This is a genomic window from Chryseobacterium sp. D764, from assembly GCF_019317325.1.
In the GTDB taxonomy this organism is placed as follows: Bacteria; Bacteroidota; Bacteroidia; order Flavobacteriales; family Weeksellaceae; genus Chryseobacterium.
The window spans coordinates 4,608,454-4,627,574 of record NZ_CP079219.1 but is presented as its reverse complement, the minus strand read 5'-3'; the positions used below and the strand labels follow the sequence as shown (position 1 = coordinate 4,627,574).

The 19,121-nt window shown below is 37.3% G+C and carries 16 protein-coding genes; 11 read left to right on the top strand and 5 right to left on the bottom strand.

The window, feature by feature from the left end; translation table 11 throughout:
- Positions 1 to 10: 10 nt before the first annotated feature.
- Together KYG33_RS21100 and KYG33_RS21095 are read right to left on the bottom strand one after the other, a co-directional pair.
- Positions 11 to 565 carry a histidine phosphatase family protein gene (locus tag KYG33_RS21100; protein ID WP_219072363.1) on the bottom strand — a complete coding sequence of 185 codons (555 nt, stop codon included), beginning with the start codon at positions 563 to 565 and terminating at the stop codon, positions 11 to 13.
- Positions 550 to 1,332, bottom strand: coding sequence for an adenosylcobinamide-GDP ribazoletransferase (locus KYG33_RS21095; RefSeq protein ID WP_219072362.1), 783 nt, complete (start codon positions 1,330 to 1,332; stop codon positions 550 to 552). The genes KYG33_RS21100 and KYG33_RS21095 overlap by 16 nt, the downstream gene beginning before the upstream one ends.
- A gap of 178 nt (positions 1,333 to 1,510) precedes the next feature.
- Between KYG33_RS21095 and KYG33_RS21090 the strand changes: the two genes are divergently transcribed.
- Complete coding sequence (locus KYG33_RS21090) at positions 1,511 to 2,527, top strand: hypothetical protein (RefSeq protein ID WP_219072361.1); 1,017 nt, start codon at positions 1,511 to 1,513, stop codon at positions 2,525 to 2,527.
- Between the two features lie 56 nt (positions 2,528 to 2,583).
- On the opposite strand, the gene cobT is transcribed toward KYG33_RS21090, so the two are convergent.
- Positions 2,584 to 3,591, bottom strand: coding sequence for a nicotinate-nucleotide--dimethylbenzimidazole phosphoribosyltransferase (gene cobT / locus KYG33_RS21085; RefSeq protein ID WP_219072360.1), 1,008 nt, complete (start codon positions 3,589 to 3,591; stop codon positions 2,584 to 2,586).
- 211 nt (positions 3,592 to 3,802) lie between these two features.
- Here cobT and KYG33_RS21080 point away from each other — a divergent pair, with 211 nt between their 5' ends.
- From KYG33_RS21080 to KYG33_RS21070, 3 genes are all read left to right on the top strand, one after another.
- Positions 3,803 to 4,552 carry a DNA polymerase beta superfamily protein gene (locus tag KYG33_RS21080; protein WP_219072359.1) on the top strand — a complete coding sequence of 250 codons (750 nt, stop codon included), beginning with the start codon at positions 3,803 to 3,805 and terminating at the stop codon, positions 4,550 to 4,552.
- A 61-nt stretch (positions 4,553 to 4,613) separates the two neighbouring features.
- Positions 4,614 to 5,141: a hypothetical protein gene (locus tag KYG33_RS21075; protein WP_180565418.1), complete on the top strand. Its 528-nt coding sequence runs from the start codon at positions 4,614 to 4,616 to the stop codon at positions 5,139 to 5,141.
- Positions 5,142 to 5,146: 5 nt separating this feature from the next.
- Positions 5,147 to 6,253 carry a DNA polymerase beta superfamily protein gene (locus KYG33_RS21070; RefSeq protein ID WP_219072358.1) on the top strand — a complete coding sequence of 369 codons (1,107 nt, stop codon included), beginning with the start codon at positions 5,147 to 5,149 and terminating at the stop codon, positions 6,251 to 6,253.
- A 79-nt stretch (positions 6,254 to 6,332) separates the two neighbouring features.
- On the opposite strand, the gene KYG33_RS21065 is transcribed toward KYG33_RS21070, so the two are convergent.
- A complete protein-coding gene (locus KYG33_RS21065) occupies positions 6,333 to 6,674 on the bottom strand; it encodes a TfoX/Sxy family protein (protein WP_219072357.1) in 342 nt (113 codons plus the stop codon).
- Positions 6,675 to 6,842: 168 nt separating this feature from the next.
- Between KYG33_RS21065 and KYG33_RS21060 the strand changes: the two genes are divergently transcribed.
- The 6 genes from KYG33_RS21060 (at position 6,843) to KYG33_RS21035 (ending at position 14,825) form a co-directional block, all read left to right on the top strand.
- Positions 6,843 to 7,358, top strand: coding sequence for a DUF2975 domain-containing protein (locus tag KYG33_RS21060; RefSeq protein ID WP_219072356.1), 516 nt, complete (start codon positions 6,843 to 6,845; stop codon positions 7,356 to 7,358).
- Position 7,359: 1 nt separating this feature from the next.
- Positions 7,360 to 7,563, top strand: coding sequence for a helix-turn-helix domain-containing protein (locus KYG33_RS21055; RefSeq protein ID WP_002980904.1), 204 nt, complete (start codon positions 7,360 to 7,362; stop codon positions 7,561 to 7,563).
- A 178-nt stretch (positions 7,564 to 7,741) separates the two neighbouring features.
- Positions 7,742 to 8,614, top strand: a complete 873-nt coding sequence (locus KYG33_RS21050; RefSeq protein ID WP_219072355.1) for an ABC transporter ATP-binding protein — start codon at positions 7,742 to 7,744, stop codon at positions 8,612 to 8,614.
- Positions 8,615 to 8,616: 2 nt separating this feature from the next.
- On the top strand, positions 8,617 to 11,841 hold the full coding sequence (locus KYG33_RS21045; RefSeq protein WP_219072354.1) for a M1 family aminopeptidase: 3,225 nt from the start codon (positions 8,617 to 8,619) through the stop codon (positions 11,839 to 11,841).
- A 119-nt stretch (positions 11,842 to 11,960) separates the two neighbouring features.
- Positions 11,961 to 12,401 carry a MarR family winged helix-turn-helix transcriptional regulator gene (locus KYG33_RS21040; protein ID WP_047381143.1) on the top strand — a complete coding sequence of 147 codons (441 nt, stop codon included), beginning with the start codon at positions 11,961 to 11,963 and terminating at the stop codon, positions 12,399 to 12,401.
- Between the two features lie 6 nt (positions 12,402 to 12,407).
- Entirely contained in the window at positions 12,408 to 14,825 is a 2,418-nt protein-coding gene (locus tag KYG33_RS21035; RefSeq protein ID WP_219072353.1) for a TonB-dependent receptor, read from the top strand.
- Between the two features lie 138 nt (positions 14,826 to 14,963).
- Here the strand turns inward: KYG33_RS21035 and KYG33_RS21030 are convergent, their stop codons facing one another.
- Positions 14,964 to 17,222 carry a polyribonucleotide nucleotidyltransferase gene (locus KYG33_RS21030; protein ID WP_077415511.1) on the bottom strand — a complete coding sequence of 753 codons (2,259 nt, stop codon included), beginning with the start codon at positions 17,220 to 17,222 and terminating at the stop codon, positions 14,964 to 14,966.
- Between the two features lie 430 nt (positions 17,223 to 17,652).
- On the opposite strand from KYG33_RS21030, the gene KYG33_RS21025 reads away from it, so the two are divergent.
- Positions 17,653 to 19,074 (top strand): sugar MFS transporter, encoded by a 1,422-nt coding sequence (locus tag KYG33_RS21025; RefSeq protein ID WP_077415513.1) that lies wholly within the window; start codon positions 17,653 to 17,655, stop codon positions 19,072 to 19,074.
- Positions 19,075 to 19,121 lie beyond the last annotated feature (47 nt).

Genomic DNA, 19,121 nt, shown 5'->3' with positions numbered 1-19,121 from the left:
TTTACAGTGTCTATACATTTATCTTTTTAACAGAAAAGATGCCTGCATCTACATTAATGATCACTTTCTTTCCATAATCAATCTGAATACTGAACATATTTTCCAGCGGAAACTGAAGCACAGTCTGAACAATCAGACGAATGACTCCGGCATGCGTGGCAATGAGAACTTTATGTATATCTTTTTTCTGAATTAATGCATTCCAAAAATTGAGAACACGGGTCTGCATTTCAAGGAGATTTTCTCCGCCAGAAGCTTTGATATTGACAAAATCTTTGTACCAGGGATTGATTTCTTCTTCCGGAATATCAGTCCATTTTTTCAGTTCCCAGTTCCCGAAATTCATTTCCCGAAGTCTTTCATCTGTCCGATAATCGAATTTAAAATAATCAGCTAAAAGACAGCAGCGTTGGGAAGGACTGGAGATTATCATATCATAATCATCATCTATCTCCAACGTTTTAAAATCTTCAGGATACTCTTTTCTTAAAGGCATTTCAGCAAAACCATAACATAGATTTTCCGGATTTTCTACGGCAGTATGACGGATTAAATGAATTTCCATACGATCATTGTTCCTAAGTAAAATAAAACTTCACAAACCTGCTGCACAGATCCCAGACAATCGCCTGTATAGCCGCCGATATGCTTTTTAAAATACCAACCCATATATATTTTGCCTGAATATGCCAGCGCAAAAGCGAAAATCAACCGCCAGTCCGGAATCAGGGCAAAAGCAATTAAAACACTGATAAACCCCACCAGTAAAGCCATTTTATCCAATGGTTTATTGGCTAAAGGTTTCGATTTGCTGACATCAATATCAGTAACGTATTGGTGGGTATAAATCATAGTCCCTGAAATAAACCGGCTTGCCGTATGCGCTAAAATAATGATGCCGAGGACTCTCAATGGAGCAACAACTCCCAAAGCCTGGATGCTATAAAATTTCAAAGCAAAAAGAAGGATAATTCCAATCGTTCCATATGCTCCTACCCGGCTGTCTTTCATAATAGTCAGGATTTTTTCCTTTCCATAGCCGCCTCCGAAACTGTCGCACATATCTGTAAAACCATCTTCATGAAAAGCTCCGGTAAGCAAAACACTGGAGATCATCATTAAAACAATTCCTATTTCCAAATTAAAAAGCATTGTGGAAAGATAAAGGATCACCGCATTGATAAGTCCTATTACCAACCCAACCCAGGCAAAATACTTTTGAGATTTGTTCATAATCTCACTGGAATAAGGAATGGTAAACGGAACCGGGATTCTTGTGAAAAACATCAGCGCTGTTGCAAAGTAGATCAGTTCATTCTTGAGGACTTTCATTGTTTTTTAGATATAAAAACCGGGATTAATCAATTTCAGTAAAATTAGGAAAGCTTTCAGATATGATCAAAAGATAAATGGGAAAAATGAAAAACATGAATGTTATCACCTTACTATTTTCACTTTAAATACAGTGTTTTTTTACTTTTGCACCATTAATAACCATGAAAAAAAACAAATGAAAAAAGCGTATTTCGTTGGATTATGTCTTATATCCATAGTAAGCTGTTCAGCTCCCGGTGATGAACTGGAAAATGTAAATGAATCACAAGCCTTAAATTCATCCGGAAAAAACATGCTGGCAAAAGGAGGCTTCAGAGATAACCCTGATACACCCACTCCTCCTCCTGCAGGAATCTGGTCTAAATCTTTTTATTTAACTAATCCTATTTACGGTTTCTACAGTGATCTTACTAAAAAATATCTGTACAATACCTCCCCTTTACCATCCGAACTTCCTAAATCCTATCCTGGATTAAGCTATTATTTTCAGGAGAGATTATTAGGTTCTGCAGATGGCCCCGGTCCGGTAATTACAAGATGGTTTCATACAGGAACTAATGATCTGGTATTAACGACTAACCCTAATGAGCTTACAGGTCAAAGTTACTGGGAAAAAAGAGATCTCGGTACCAGTTATAACGGTGATGAGCCAGGAAGCTTTCCTATTTACAGGTATTTTAATGGTGATAAAAAGACCCACTTCTATACGAGAGATAAGAATGAATTGGGGGATGGAAAAGATGGATTTGTTTATGAAGGTATTTCCTTCTACCTGAAAGAATCAGAGCCTAAAGCTTTCAGAATTCGTGACGGAGAATTTTTCCAGGATACCAGCACAGGAGCAGTTTATCTTGTCTTTGAAAGTACTTTAAGACGTATTGATTCCTGGTCTGTTGTGAATGGATTGTTTGATTTTAAACCAGATCCAAGAACCGGAAAATCTAAAGAGTGGAAACTTTTAAAAGTTAACAATATCAACGACTATACCGGAGAGAGAGGACCTGATATTACCTCAGCCAATCAACTGGTACAAAACACCAATGACGGCAAAATATATTTAGTGGATGACGGTTTATACAGATACATTCCTACTGAACTGATTTTTAAAATCTATAATTTTAATGAGGATGCGATCCAAAAGAAACCTATAAGAATGATGTTTACTGGTAAAGATGTTGCCAAGACTTACTAACAGATTGCATTGATACATAAAAGGGGCTTTATTGCCCCTTTATTATTTTATAAAGCTTAAGACGATTTATTGGAAATGTGAGCATCTTCAAAACTTGACATTTCATTCAGGAAATTAACCGCACTTTGAATAATTGGATAGGCCAATGCACAGCCTGTTCCTTCACCAAGTCGCAGATTCAGATTTAAAATAGCTTTCTCCCTCATCAGTCCCAACAATTGAGGGTGGGCATTTTCATTGCTTACATGACAGAAAATGCAATTGTTCAGGATTTCAGGATTCTTTTTCCATACCGTTGCTACTGCTACCGTTGCAATAAATCCATCTACCATAATCAGCATATTATGATGATAAGCTTCTTCAATGGCTCCGATCATTTGTACAATTTCTAATCCGCCAAAGATTTGAGCAATTTCATCCTCAGTCATTTCAGACGGATATTTCTCTATCGCTTCTGTTAAGATACTGATCTTATTTTGTAACTGGTGGTCATTCAAACCTGTTCCGCGTCCTATACAATTGGTAATCGGAATGTCAAACAGTTTGCTCATCATCAATGAAGAAGCTGAAGTATTCCCGATTCCCATTTCACCGAAACCAATGATATTACAGTCCTTTCCAGCAATTTCAGCAACTACAGCCTTTCCATTTTTAAGTGCCAGCTGGTATTCTTCAAAAGTCATGGCTGGTTCTTCCAGGATATTACGGCTGGATTTTCTGACTTTTTTATAAATCAGATTCAGCCCTTCAGGAAAATCAAAATTCACTCCGGCATCTACAATTTTAATCTTAATACCATGCTGTCTGCAAAAAACATTGATGGCTGCACCACCACCCAGAAAATTCATGACCATCTGATAGGTTACTTCCTGTGGGTAAGCACTTACGCCTGCAGCAGCAATTCCGTGATCGGCAGCAAAAACCACCATATGAGGATTCAATAACTGTGGTGAAGTGGTCTTCTGAACCATTCCGATTTTGTGAGCAAGGTGTTCCAAATGTCCTAATGCACCTAACGGTTTTGTCTTAAAATCAATTTTATGCTGTAATTCTGATGATAACATGGATATTAAATGTAGTTATGTTAAATTGAGAAAGTGCAATATTAGTGAAATGAGGAAGAATTTGTACCTTTTTCAGTAGTTTTTATAAGCTTAGGGCTGCAAGTTAGATACACACCCTCAAACTCTCTCACACTAAAACTTTCAAACACAAAAATTCTACGTAAGAACATTGCGCACACCATTCTTTCCTTTGCATTATAAATCAAAAACAATGACACCAAAAATACTTGAAAAAATAAAAGAAGTTGAAGCAAGCCGGGGCGTAGAAGTCCTTCTTGCGGTAGAATCAGGAAGCAGAGCCTGGGGTTTTGCCTCTCCTGACAGTGATTATGACATACGTTTCATATACCGTCATGAAAAAGACTGGTATCTTTCTCCATGGGATAAGGATGAAACAATAGAATTTATGACAGAAGATAATCTGGACGGTTCGGGTTGGGATCTGCGAAAGACCTTTCATCTTTTGCTGAAGTCGAATGCAGCCTTACTAAGCTGGTTTTATTCTCCAATAGTATATAAAGCAAATGAAAAGTTTGTAGAACTGTTCAGCCCGTTGGCAGACACCTGTTTTTCTCCGGTTGCGGTTTCTTATCATTATTTAAGCATGAGCAAGAAATATCTGGAAGCCTGCAGAAGTGATGAAGTAAAATTAAAAAGTTACTTTTATTGCTTACGAACCACATTAACGGGAAAATGGATCATAGAAAAAGGAACGGTTCCTCCTGTACTGTTCAGTGATCTGCTTGTTTTAACGGATGATACAACCAGAGGAAAAATAGAAGATCTTATCACCTTAAAAGCAACCAAAGGAGAATCTTATTATCACCCGAATGATTGGGAACTGTTTGAATTTCTGGAGAAAACAATCGCTGAGAATGAAGAAAAATCGAAAAGTCTGTCAGGAGGAAAAGCGGATAAGGGTGAGATGGAGAGGGTTTTTAGGGAAATATTAGCGCTATAATTTAAACCATTTGAAGTGCTTTGGAAGTAATTGTGAACAGTTGTATTAAAAATTAATATCCATGGAAAAAGAAAACTCTTTTATTAAACATTGTAATATCATACAGTCAAAGTATAGAATTGTAATACCAGAAAATATACAGACTTATTTTGCCAAATTTTCAGAAGATTCCGACAATTTTTATTATCAGGTACTAAAAAAAACTGATGATTATAAAATATTTTACACTAAAGAATTTGTTGAGTTTATTATCGGGAAATATGTAGATTCTGCTATAGATTTTGAATTTCTTCAAAATATGATTGATGAGGGGAATTATGAATATTCATTGCTTGAAAAAAAATTTGTCTCTGAAAATATTGATTTTTCTTTTTTGAATACATGTCTTCAGGAATATGATTCAATTCCTTTTTATATTGGAATTTACACATTTGAAACCTGTGGAGGTGAAGAATTCCTAATCATTAATGATGATAAAACCGGGTATATTGCAGGGCGTTCTCACTATGATTTTGAAAAAATTGAAATTAATGCGAGTTCCATTAAATATCAAAAAATTGACTTCATCAAAAAGCTACAATTTAAATAATTAAAATGACCATCCAAGACCTAAAAAATAACAACCTTCTCCTCTTCGAAGCCATTTCCGGAAGCCGGGCTTTCGGGCTGGCAACGGAGAATTCTGATACGGATATCCGTGGTGTGTATTACTTGCCGAAGGAAGATTTCTTTGGCCTGAACTATATTCCGCAGATTTCCAATGAGACAAATGACATTACGTATTATGAAATCGGGAGATTTGTTGAACTGTTACAGAAAAACAATCCCAATATTCTTGAAATTCTGGCCAGTCCGGAGGATTGTATCCAATATAAACATCCGTTGATGGATTTGTTGAAAACTGAAGATTTTCTATCAAGACTATGTAAAGATACCTTTGCTGGCTATGCTGTTTCACAGATTAAAAAAGCAAAAGGTCTCAACAAAAAGATTTTAAATCCTATCGATAAAGAGAGAAAATCTGTTCTGGATTTCTGTTTTATTCTTGAAGGACAAGGTTCTGTACCCTTGAAAAAATGGCTTCTTGAATTCCCATCCTCTGGAGGGGTGTCCGCAGGACGGGGTGGTTTATCACAAGAGAAATGCGGATTAATAAGCATTGACCATACAAAAGGAACGTATGCTTTATTTTATGATGACACTGGAACGTTGGGATATAAAGGTGTTATCCAAAATGAAGAGGCAAACCAGGTTTCTGTCTCATCCATTCCTAAAGATGAAAAACCTGTTGCTTATATGTTCTGCAACCTCGATGCCTACTCTGTGTACTGCAAAGACTACAGGGAATACTGGAAATGGGTGGCTGAGCGCAATGAAGACCGCTATAATGTCAATCAGAATCACGGACAGAATTACGACAGCAAGAACATGATGCACACGATCCGGCTGCTGCAGTCCTGTGAGCAGATTTTTAAAACCAGCTCACTGACGATCCTCGTAGAAAACCGCGACGAACTGTTAGATATCAAAGTAGGCAATCAATCGTATGAAAACGTAATGCAAAAGGCAGAAAACCTTATAGAATCAATAGAAAATCATTATTCTGCCTCCAGTCTTCCTGACGGGCCGGATCTGGAAAAAACAACAAAAATATTAATTCAGATCAGAGAAAAACTGTACGGAGATAATGATGAATTATAAATGATGAATGATGAATGTGGGACTGCTGAATTCCGGCATTCCCACTCTCTTACTCTCAAACATTCTCACTCTCCAAAACTCACTTCTTCGAAGCCTTTGCTATCGGATTATAATCCAGACAGATTTTGATCCAGTATTCAAAATCATCTGCTTTTTTAAAACCAATGGGTTCTACATAGCAATACCCATTGAGCTGCTTCCCTTTCATAATCATCGGCAGAAAACCTTTTTTCTCCGAAACCTCATCTTCCAGCTCAGGATCATAACGGCACATCAGGTTGTCATGACTGATATTGATGCACATCTTCCCGTTCACCAGAAAAGACAGTCCGCTGAACATTTTCTTCTCTTCAACCTCAATATTTTCTACCATTGAAAGCCGTTCACGTACCCGCTCGGCAAGTTCAGTACTGTAAGCCATGATTTCTATCTTTTTGTTATTTAAAATTAATTAAAAACTTTGATTATCACATTATTCTATCGGTTTTTTTGAGAAGCATCAAATTTAAAAAAATAAAATTTTATTTAAATTAATTATTGTTTTACGATAATTAATTATACATTTGCAATAGTAATTAATGTTCGTGCCATGAACCAGACCAAAATTATTTCAAGGATTTTATTTTATATCTGCTCTGTATTGTCAGCTGGATATTTAATCACTTTTGTGTACTCTATATTCTGTCTTATCACCGGATTTGCGGTTACACCTTACAAAGAGGGAAAGTTTCTCCACATCAATTATCCGTTTACAGAACAGCCATTTCTGAATATCGAAAACAATTACTCCTATATGATTTTTTCATTTCTGGCTGTACTCATCACGTATGGAATCTTTTTCTGGTTATCTGCCAGGGTTTTCAAAGTATTTTTCCAGCAGAAACTGTTTACGCAGGAAAATATCAATCAGCTTAAGAAATTTTACCTGTACAATATTTTTATTCCCCTTCCGCTGGTGATTATCGCGAGTTTCTTTGTGGAAGTAGAAAGTATGATATGGGGACTGGTGTTTATTCACTTTATGCTTGGAATTTTCTGTCTGTTTCTTGCGAATATCTTTAAGCAAGGACTACATTTGCAAAACGAACAAGACCTATTTATTTAAAATGCCAATTATAGTCAACTTAGATGTGATGCTTGCCAAACGAAAAATGCAGAGTAAAGAATTGGCAGAAAAACTGGGTATCACGCCCGTCAACCTCTCTATCCTTAAAACCGGAAAAGCCAAAGGGGTCCGCTTCGATACGCTTGAAGCCATCTGTAAAATCCTGGAATGCCAGCCCGGCGATATTCTTGAATTTAAAGAGTAAACGGGATTCGAGGTACGAGTTTCGGGTTGGTGAGTTTGAAGATGAATGTGTAAAAATTCCGCATCTAACTTTTAACTTCCAGCTAACCTCCAAACCCTAAACTTTAAACTTTAAACTTTAAACCTCTAAAATCGCTGCCGAAAGGCCGCCTGTCCTTCTATTCCCCAAACATAACATTATGAATACATTATCCATCAACAACTTAAGTCTTACCTATAAAAATGGTTTTCAAGCCATTAAGGACATTTCTCTCGACATCAAAAACGGAATGTTCGGACTGCTGGGACCCAACGGAGCCGGAAAATCATCTCTGATGAAAACCATTGTGGGGCTTCAGAAACCAACATCGGGAACGATTCTTTTCAATGAAGTAGATATTATCAAGAATCCCGATTATATCAAACAGAATCTTGGATTTCTTCCTCAGGATTTTGGAGTTTATCCGAAAGTATCAGCCTACGACCTATTGGAACATATTGCTGTATTAAAAGGTATCACCGATAAAAACCAACGTAAAAATCAAATTCTGGGTCTGCTTGAAAAGGTCAACCTTTCTGATTTTGCTAAAAAAGAAGTACACACCTTCTCAGGAGGGATGAAACAGCGTTTTGGCGTAGCTCAGGCATTATTGGGAGATCCAAAAATTATTATTGTAGATGAGCCCACCGCAGGACTGGATCCTGAAGAACGCAACCGATTCAATACATTGCTCAATGATATCAGCCAGGAGGTTATCGTTATTTTGTCAACTCATCTCGTTGAAGATGTCAGAAATCTTTGCTCAGAAATGGCAGTGATGAACCACGGACAGATTCTCAGAAAAGGGAATCCCGGAAAATTAATTGCAGCGCTGGACAACAAAATCTGGTCAAAACCTATTGACAAAACCGAACTGGATACTTATAGTTCCAAGTATGAGATTATCAGCAGACAGCTTCTCGAAAGAGAACTTCATATTACTGTATTTTCTGAAGAATCTCCCAAAAATTTCAGTTCCGTAACTCCTTTATTGGAACACGTTTATTTCCATACACTCACTCAAAAACCTTAATCATGAATACTATATTTTTATTTGAAGCCAGACGCACTAGCAAGCACTGGCTCACCTATCTTGTGGCCTTACTTTTAGCAGCTCTCGGTATTTTTTGTGGGAGCCAGTTTAATCTTTCAGTAGGAGAAGGAATTTATTTAAACTCACCCTATACCATCGGTTTTATGACCGGAATGCTGAGTCTTGCTATTATTTTTTTTGCCAGCGTGTATGCCTTACAGCTGTTGTTTAAAGATCAGGATTCAAAATTTGACCATATTCTGTTTTCATTTCCTTTTTCAAAGTCCACTTACCTGAAAGGGAAATTCACCACTTATTTCCTCCAGACCTTTGTAAGTTTTTCATTTCTGATGACAGGATTTCTCATAGGACAAATCATGCGTACCGGCAGTGAAATGCAGGAAGGTTTTAATATCATTCATTACATCTATCCACTATTGATCTTCGGCCTCATCAACAGCTTTTTTGTCTGCAGTTTCCTGTTTCTTATTTCATTTATTGTTAAGAAAAAACTACTGGTTGTAGTGGGCGGGCTGCTTCTGTATGTGTTATATATGATTGTTTTACTGTTTTCCAACTCTCCTTTTATGGCGGGAAGTTTGCCACAGTCTTTAGAGACACAACAGCTTTCGGCTTTGATTGACCCTTTTGGACTGTCTGCTTATTTCATGCAGGCCCGTGATCTGAGTTCATATCAGAAAAATATTCAGATGGTTCCTTTTACAGGTTATCTGCTGTTCAACAGACTCTTATTTATCCTGATATCAGTTGGATTTCTTCTTCTTTCATTCAGGTTATTTTCATTCTCCAATGTATCCGGAAAGAAAGTAAAAACATCGGGACCTATTCAGTTATTATCTGAAACGGATAGATCAGAATATTCAACTGTTTCAGCAAACTTTGGCGGATCGGCTTCTTCTCGGGCTGTATTTTCTTTTGTAAAAATCGACCTTACGTATCTGTTCAAAAGCATTGCTGTTCCTGCTGTTTCTATCCTCCTTTTATTTTGTGTCGGCATGGAAATGTATGCCGAGATTGAAAAAGGAATTCGCCTTCCGCAGAAATATGCCGGTTCTGGACTTATGGCTAAAACTATTTCAGAGAATTTCCATCTGCTTGGCCTTCTTATTTCAGTGTATTTTCTGAACGATATCTTCTGGAGAAGCCGGTCTTCCGGATTTTTCCTCATTGAAAACAGTACTTATTTCTCCAAAAACAAAGTAACCGGGCATTTTATTTCAATCAGCCTCCTGCTGTTTTTCTTTACAGGAATTTTAATTGCTCAGGGAATTGTTTTCCAGGCTGCCTATCAGTATTTTTATATCGACTGGAGGGCTTATCTGGGTGTTTTCCTTTTCAACACTTTCCCCTTGATCCTTTTTTCCGGATTGATCCTTCTGATTAATGACAGAATTCCTAATAAGTTCATTGCACTCGCAGTTTCCATTCTCGCAGTTTTTGTATTGTCCGGTCCTGTTTCCGGGAAAATCATCTCCTACCCTCTTTTCAGAATATTTTCAGATTTTAAAGGCACTTACAGTGATTTTAACGGCTATGGGATCTATGAAAAGGCTTTTGCACAAAGACTTCTGTTCGGAACGGGTATCATCTGTACTTTATGGATGTTTAATCATTTTATAAGGATTAAAAAAATCTCTGTCATTCCTTCTGGTCTCAGTATTCTTCTGCTGATTTCAGGAATTTTTGCCGGAGTATTTTTTATGAAAGGGTATGTTCCTAAAAATGAAGACCTGGCTATCTTAAGCTCAGTAGAATACGAAAAAAACTTCCGGAAGTATGAAAATCTGCCACAGCCTGATATTACTGATATTACCACAGAAATCAATCTTTATCCTTTAGAAAACGCCTATCAGATTATAGGGAAATATACTCTTACCAATCAAACCGGTCAGCCCATCAATAAAATACTCATCAACTTTAATGAGGATCTGAAACTTGAATCTGCCGTATTGATATCGGGTCGGGAAACCATGAAAATTAACAAAAACACTAAAGAAGTTGTATTAAAACAGGCTATTCAATCGGGCGAGACAGCTTCCCTGAATTTCAACCTGTTTTACCAATGGTTTGCGGTCAATGGCCATCAATCCTTTAATTCCGTTATTGAAAACGGTTCTTTTATGAGGATCAGCAGATATTATCCCACCATCGGTTATCAAAAGGATTATGAAATTCAGGATGAAAAACAACGCAGCCAATTCAGATTGGGAAAACTTACGGAACTGAAGAAGCCGGAAGCTCCTGAAGTAGTAAAAAAGGATTTCATTAATCTCAATATGACTGTTTCTACTGAAGAGAATCAGACAGCCATAGGCACAGGAGACCTAGTAAAGAAATGGACAAAATCCGGCCGTCATTATTTCCGGTATAAAGCAGATCAGATTCCTTTCCGGTTTGCCGTTTCTTCAGCTAACTATGAAATAAAAAGTGAGCGCTATAAAGGAATCACCATCAATATCTTTTATCATCAAAAACATTTTGAAAACGTAGATCATCTTCTGGAAAACGCAAAGCTTACTTTGGATTACTGCCAGCAGAATTTTGGGAAATATCCTTTTGCAACCATTAATTTTGCAGAGATTTCTTCTTTCACCAGAGGCTTTGCTGCAACAGCTTATCCTTCTGCAGTCTTTATGCCTGAAGATATGGTTTTCCATGCCAATATACAGGCGGATAAAAAACAGGATGTCATCAATGAATTGGCTGGTCATGAGCTTTCCCATCTCTGGTGGGGAAACAGCCAGATCAATCCTGACAATAGAGAGGGTTCTGTAATGCTAACCGAAACACTGGCTATGTATACGGAAATGATGCTTTACAAAAAAATGCACGGAAGAGAAAAAATGATGGAAAGAATCCAGGTGCATGAGCAGATCTATGACAATGAAAAAGGATTGTCTGAAAATGTTCCGATCTATAAAGCTACGGGAGGTGTTCCTCATATTTCTTATTCCAAAGGTGCTGCAGCCATGGTAGAATTGAGCAATTTAATTGGTGAAGAGAACGTGAACACGGCTTTAAAAAGCTTTCTGAACAATAATCAATATCCCAAGAAACCCTCTTCACTGGATCTGATTAATGAATTTTACAAAGCTGCTCCGAATGCCTCAGTCAGAAAACAGATCGACAGATTATTCAAAACCACAGAAAATATAACGTTTACTTCAGAGTCGAAAAATGCTTCTACAAAGACAAATCAGAAATAATTTACAAACCGTTTTTAATTTTTTTAAAAATATTTTTCAGGAATTGTAACAAAATAAAAAGGGATTCTACCAATTAGTTGATATATCAATAATTGATAAGTCATTTTAAATTCTGAAATATGGAAAAGTTAAATTCAATTATATTCTACAACATAGACAAAGCAATCAGAGCCTACAGAAACTATGCACAGCGGCAGCTGAAAGCGCATGGCTATACGATCACGATTGATCAGTGGCTTATCATCAAAGCGATTCTGGAAAACCCGGGAATTACTCAGAATGAGATTGGTGATCTTGTTTTCAAAGACAATGCTTCTGTCACGAGGATTATTGATTTAATGGTAAAATCCGAATACATTACAAGACATGTTCATCCTGAAGACCGCCGAAAAACCAATCTGGAAGTAACAGATTCCGGAGTAAAAGTGATCAGAGAGGTTCAGAATATCGTGGAGAAGAACCGTAAAACGGCTTTGAAGGGTATTAAAAATGAGGAACTGGAAGTCATGTATTCAGCTTTACTGAAAATTTCAGAAAACTGTCTTAACCCTAAAAAGTAAAACGCTATGACCAGAATACTCTCATTTATATTTATCTGTATACTGATCTTGTTCAGCAGCAGATATTCTGCCCAACAGGCTGCACAGAGTTTTTCATTGTCCGGAAATATACAATCCGGCAAAGCTGAGCAGATGGAGATCAATCTCTTTAATGCAGATCATCAGTTAATCAAAACAGAAATTGCTGATGGTAATGGTAAGTTTAATTTTAATGATTTAAAACAAGGAACTTATCAGGTAAAGATCAATAGAAACGGTACTGAAGTCTATCATTCAGAAAATATTTCATTGGCCGAAAATACGACTCTACCTTCCATAGACCTGAATATAAAATCTATTGAAGGTGTAACGATCACCAAAACCAAACCTCTTATTGAAAGACAGGACGGAAAGATGATTATGAATGTTGAAAACAGCATTGCCAGCACCGGAAATTCCGCTTTTGAAGTATTGGAAAAAGCTCCGGGAGTGAGTATTGACAATAATGATAATATAAGCCTTCGCGGAAAAGGAAATCTTCTGATTCAGATTGACGGCAAAAATACACCAATGACGGGAAGTGACCTTGCCAATTACCTTAAGGGAATTCCATCCTCTACGATTGAAAAGATAGAATTCATTACCAACCCATCTTCCAAATATGATGCAGCAGGATCTGCAATCATTAATATTAAGCTTAAAAAGGAACAGAGAAAAGGAACCAACGGAAGTGTTTCCACGTCATTGGGAACGGGTAAATATGTGAAGAATAATAACAGTTTCAGTATTAACCACCGAAATAAGAAAATCAATATTTTCGGAAATTACAGCTTTGCCTACAGGGAAGCTTACAACGGTCTGGTCCTGGACAGGAATTTCTATGAAGCCAACAATTTCAAAAAAGCATATGTACAGGATAATTATCTGAAATTCAAATTCAACAGCCATGTTGCCAAAGCGGGAATGGATTATTATCTGAATGATAAAAATGTGCTTGGCTTTTCTGTAGGGCTGGTTTCAAATAAATTCAATGTAAACGGAGATAATTCTAACGTGACACTGGGAAGCAGCCATCTTCCTGAAAGCTCATTCACCACCGTCAACAGATCGAATGACCGCTGGACCAATCTTTCATTCAATCTTAACCATAAATACACGATTGATTCTTTAGGCTCTGAAATCTCTACTGATTTCGATTACATTAATTATGCAAATTCTTCGCTGCAAAGTTTTGATACCCAAATACATGAAATAGCCAGCGGAACAGATAATCTGGATATTATAAAAGGTGATATGGATGGAAAACTGAACATTTATTCTTTAAAGTCTGATCTTACCAAGAATTTTAACCATGAATGGAAGCTGGAAACGGGAATTAAAACCAGCTTTGTAAAAACAGACAATGATCTGAAGTTTTTCAATGCGAGTTCCGGAATTCTGATCCCTGATCTTTCCAAAACCAATCATTTTATTTACGAAGAAAATATTAATGCGGTCTATGGAAATGTCTCTAAAAAATGGGAAAAGTTCAAAGCGACTGCCGGACTAAGAATGGAAAACACCAATGTAAAAGGAACCCAGCTTACCACGAATCAAATTAACAAAAGAAATTACACACAATTGTTTCCAAGTGCCGTCTTTTCTTATGATCTGACAGATAAAAGTAACCTTGAAGTTAATTTCAGCAGAAGAATCACAAGACCGAGCTACAACCAGCTGAATCCGTTTAAGTTTTATCTTGATCCCACCACGCTTAAGGCAGGAAATCCTGATCTGAATGCACAGACCACGATGAATTATGAACTGACTTACAGCTTGAGCAACAAATATTTTGCAACATTAAGCTATAGTAAGACCTCTAATAATATCACAGATATCCTTAAACCTGTGGTAGAAAACGGACAGGTGGTAACGGTACAAACCATTGAAAACCTGAGTTCTGTATCTTATTTCGGATTAAATCTTATTGCTCCTGTAAAGGTGACCAAATGGTGGGATATGAACAACAGTGCTAATTTCTACTATGGATCATATACCGGGAATGTTTCAGGAACACAGATCAATAACAAAGGAAATTTCACGTTTAGCATCAACAGTATTAATTCCTTCAAATTAGGCAATGGTTTCACTGCCGAACTTACCGGAAATTACAAAGCAAGAGAAATTTACGCTTATCTGAATGTGAGTCCTAACTGGTATCTGAATATCGGAGCGCAAAAGAAATTCAAAAACAATAGCACCCTGAAGCTGGCCTTCACCGATATGTTCTTTACAAGCAATATAAAAGGGCAAACTGTTTATAATGATTATCTCGAAAACTTCGCAGTAAAAAGAGATACCCGTGTGGTGACACTTTCTTACGCCTACAATTTCGGATCTTCCAAAAACGGGCAGCCCAGAAAAACAGGAGGCGCTGAGGATTTGAAACAGAGAATTGGAAGTTAATAACCACAGTCATTGCAAGCTAAACAATCTCTGAATTTTAAAAAGTGAGATTGCTTCAATGCTTTGCATTTCGCAATGACATAAAAAGCAAAAATCCCTCAAAATTGAGGGATTTTTTATATGTAAGAATGAATCTTATTAAGCTTCGTTAGAAGGAGTTTCGTTTTCCACTGGTCTTTCACCTTGTGGCTTTTGTCCTTCTGGTCTTCTTTGTCCCTCAGGTCTTCCTTGTCCTTCCGGTCTTCTTTGCCCTTCTGGTCTCCCCTGTCCTTCAGGTCTTGGAGGTCTTGGTAAAAGAACTTTTCTTGAAAGTTTCATTTTCTTACGGTCATCGTAACCCATGAACTTCACTTCTACTTCATCACCTTCAGCATAAGGAACTTTGTCAAGACGAGCCCATTCAATTTCAGAAATGTGAAGAAGTCCTTCTGTTCCTTTAGCAATCGCCACAAATGCACCGAAGTCCATTACTTTCACTACTTTACCATTGTAAACTTCTCCTACAACCGGTACGAAAGTAATTTCATTGATCTTAGCAACAGCAGCATTGATTTTCTCTCTGTCTGTTCCTGCAATTTCGATACGTCCAATCTCCCCTACTTCTTCAATAGCAATAACGGTATCCGTATCTTTCTGCATCTGCTGAATGATCTTTCCTCCAGGCCCGATTACAGCACCAATGAAGTCTTTAGAGATTTCCATTACTACCATTTTCGGAGCGTGAGGCTTCACGTCTGCTCTTGGTTCAGAGATTGTTTCAGTGATTTTATTTAAGATGTGTAATCTTCCGTCTCTTGCCTGCATCAAAGCTTTTTCCATGATATCCATAGAAAGACCCTGAATTTTGATATCCATCTGACAAGCAGTGATACCGTCTGCAGTACCTGTTACTTTGAAGTCCATATCTCCAAGGTGATCTTCATCTCCTAAGATATCAGAAAGTACAGTGAATTTACCTGATTTTGCATCCGTAATCAATCCCATTGCAATACCTGAAACAGGTTTTGTAATCTTTACCCCGGCATCCATTAGTGCCAGTGTTCCTGCACAAACTGTTGCCATTGAAGATGAACCGTTTGATTCTAAGATATCAGAAACAATTCTGATGGTATATGGATTTTCTTCAGGAATAACTGCCTGTAATGCTCTTTGAGCAAGGTTTCCGTGTCCTACTTCTCTTCTTGAAGTTCCTCTTAAAGGTCTTGCTTCACCTGTAGAGAACGGAGGGAAGTTATAATGTAAGAAGAATTTTTCGTCGTGCTGAGAAATAACACTATCTACCATGTTTGCATCTTTCACAGAACCTAAAGTTACGGCTGTTAAAGACTGAGTTTCACCTCTTGTAAACACTGCAGAACCGTGAGCTCCCGGAAGGTAGTCAATTTCTGACCAGATAGGACGGATCGTTTGAGGATCACGACCATCAAGACGGATATTGTCTTCAAGGATCATCTGACGCATTGCTTCTTTCTCTACATCATGATAATATACTTTTACGAAAGGTGTTACTCTTTCCAATTCTTCTGCATTTTCAGCATATTGAGCTAAAAATTCTTCACGAACTGCTTTAAATTTCTCTCCTCTCTCCTCTTTTCCAGATGGAGTTCTTGCTACTTCATATACTTTATCATAAGTTTCTTTCCATACTTTTTCACGAATTTCTTCGTCGTGATTTTCGTGAGAATATTCTCTCTTAGGGAAAGCTTTTCCTACTTTTTCTGCTAATCTCTCCTGAGCTTCGATTTGTTTTTTAATTTCAGCATGACCAAAATTAATAGCTTCCAACATTTCCTGCTCAGAAATTTCTTTCATTTCACCTTCTACCATTACGATGGAATCTTTAGTAGCTCCCACCATGATATCAAGCTCAGAATTTTTCAGTTCTTCATAACTTGGGTTAACAGAAAGCACTCCGTCAAATCTTACAACTCTTACTTCAGACATTGGTCCGTTGAAAGGAATATCTGTAATAGCAATCGCTGCAGAAGCTGCCAAACCTGCTAAATCATCAGGAATTGTTTTTCCGTCATAAGAAATTAATGAAATCATCACCTGAACTTCAGCGTGGAAATCTTCAGGGAAAAGCGGACGTAAAACTCTGTCCACCAAACGCATCGTTAAAATTTCCTGATCAGAAGGTCTTGCTTCTCTACGGAAGAAATTTCCAGGAATTCTTCCACCTGCATAGAATTTTTCTCTATAATCAACTGTTAATGGTAAAAAATCTACACCAGGATTTGCTTCTTTATTGGCTACAACAGTTGCTAAAAGCATTGTTCCACCCATTTTTACTACCACAGATCCATCAGCCTGCTTGGCCAATTTCCCTGTTTCAATAGTGATTTCTCTGCCATCTGCAAGAGTAATCATTTCTGTAAACGCTTGAGGTATACTCATAAATTTGTCTTCTTAATACTCCGTATTGAGTATGAATTAATATTTAAACTCTTTAAATTTCGTGTGCAAAGGTACTATATAATAATGAAATATTAAATTTTTCAATTGCATAAATAGGCTGTCAAAATACAAAAAATTGGCTATCAGTTGATGAAAGATTCAAAATTTATAGCTGTAATCTCAACTTATTCATTATTTCAATGCATTTTTCTGAAGATAATGCATTGAAAAATGCTGTTGTTTTTGTATTATTGTCTCAAAAAATGTAAATAATATTCTAAATTGAAAAGAAGTATACATTTCATTATAAAAACCATTAAAATTATTGCAGAAACATAGGTTGATCCCTATATTTGCCTTACTTCAAAAAATGCAATGCTGTAGGCAAAAAAAGTTAAGGACTTATCCTTATACAGATAAATAAATGTTTATGATTAATAAAGAAGTACAATCGCAAAGCAGGAATTATACGGTTCCGTTGATTACCATCACCCTGTTGTTTTTTATGTGGGGATTCATCACCTGTATGAATGACATCCTGATCCCTTATCTGAAGCAACTTTTCAATCTTACTTTTTTCGAATCCATGCTGGTACAGTTCTGTTTTTTCGGGGCTTACTTTATCGGATCGCTGATTTATTTCCTGATCTCGATCACAAAAGGAGATCCTATCAATAAATTAGGGTACAAAAAAGGAATTCTGTTCGGAATTTTTCTGGCAGCTTTTGGCTGTGTCCTGTTTTATCCGGCAGCTACTTTCTCGTATTATCCGTTGTTTTTGGGAGCTTTGTTTATTTTGGGACTAGGCTTTACGGTACTGCAGATTACTGCCAATGCCTATGTTTCGTTACTGGGGAGTGAAGAATCTGCTTCCAGCCGGCTGAATATGACACAGGCATTCAATGCATTCGGAACTACGATTGCTCCTGTGCTTGGAGGCCATCTTATTTTTGAATTTTTCTCTTCTCCGGATGGGTCATTCAGTGCGGTAGCAACGAGAATCCCTTACCTTATTTTCGCAGGAATCCTTTTATTGGTAGCTCTGTTGATTTCAAGAGTTAAACTTCCTTCATTCCAGATGGGTGAAGAAGAAGTGATAAAAGGCTGGGGAGCTCTTGAATTCAGCCACCTGAAATTCGGAGTATTTGCAATGTTCTGCTATGTAGGCGGAGAAGTTGCTGTAGGAAGTTTTATTATCAGTTTCCTTGAGCAGCCACAGATTATGGGATTTAATGAAATTATCAGCAAAAACTACCTTTCCCTGTATTGGGGCGGAGCCATGATCGGCCGTTTTCTTGGGGCTATTTCTTTGAACCAATCTTTAAGCCAGAGTAAAAAGGCTGTTTATATGCTTGGGGCAGCAGGAGCAGTTTTCCTTGTTATCTTTAGTATTGTGAACCTTACCTTCTCTCAGATCAGCTTTTTCCTTGTATTTATCGTTCTTAATTTCATTGCCTTTTTCGTGGGTAAATCGGCTCCGGCAAGAACATTATCCATCTTTGCAGCGATCAATGTTGTATTACTGATTTCTGCTATGGTCAATCATGGAGAACTGGCAATGTACAGTATTCTAGGAATCGGAATTTTCAACTCTATTATGTTCTCGAATATTTATACACTGGCAATCTCAGGACTGGGGAAATATACCAGCCAGGGATCTTCACTGGTTGTAATGGCTATTTTAGGTGGGGCTATAGTTCCTATTTTCCAGGGATATCTTGCAGATCAGTTTGGCGTACAGCATTCATTCATCATTCCTGTATTCTGTTATCTGGTTATTCTTATCTTCGGGGCTTACTGTACCAAGTATCTTGGTCATGTAGAGAATACCGAAGCTAAATCTGGTCATTAAAATCAATCATATCAAAATGTATAAGCGGAATATCTCAAAGGTGTTCC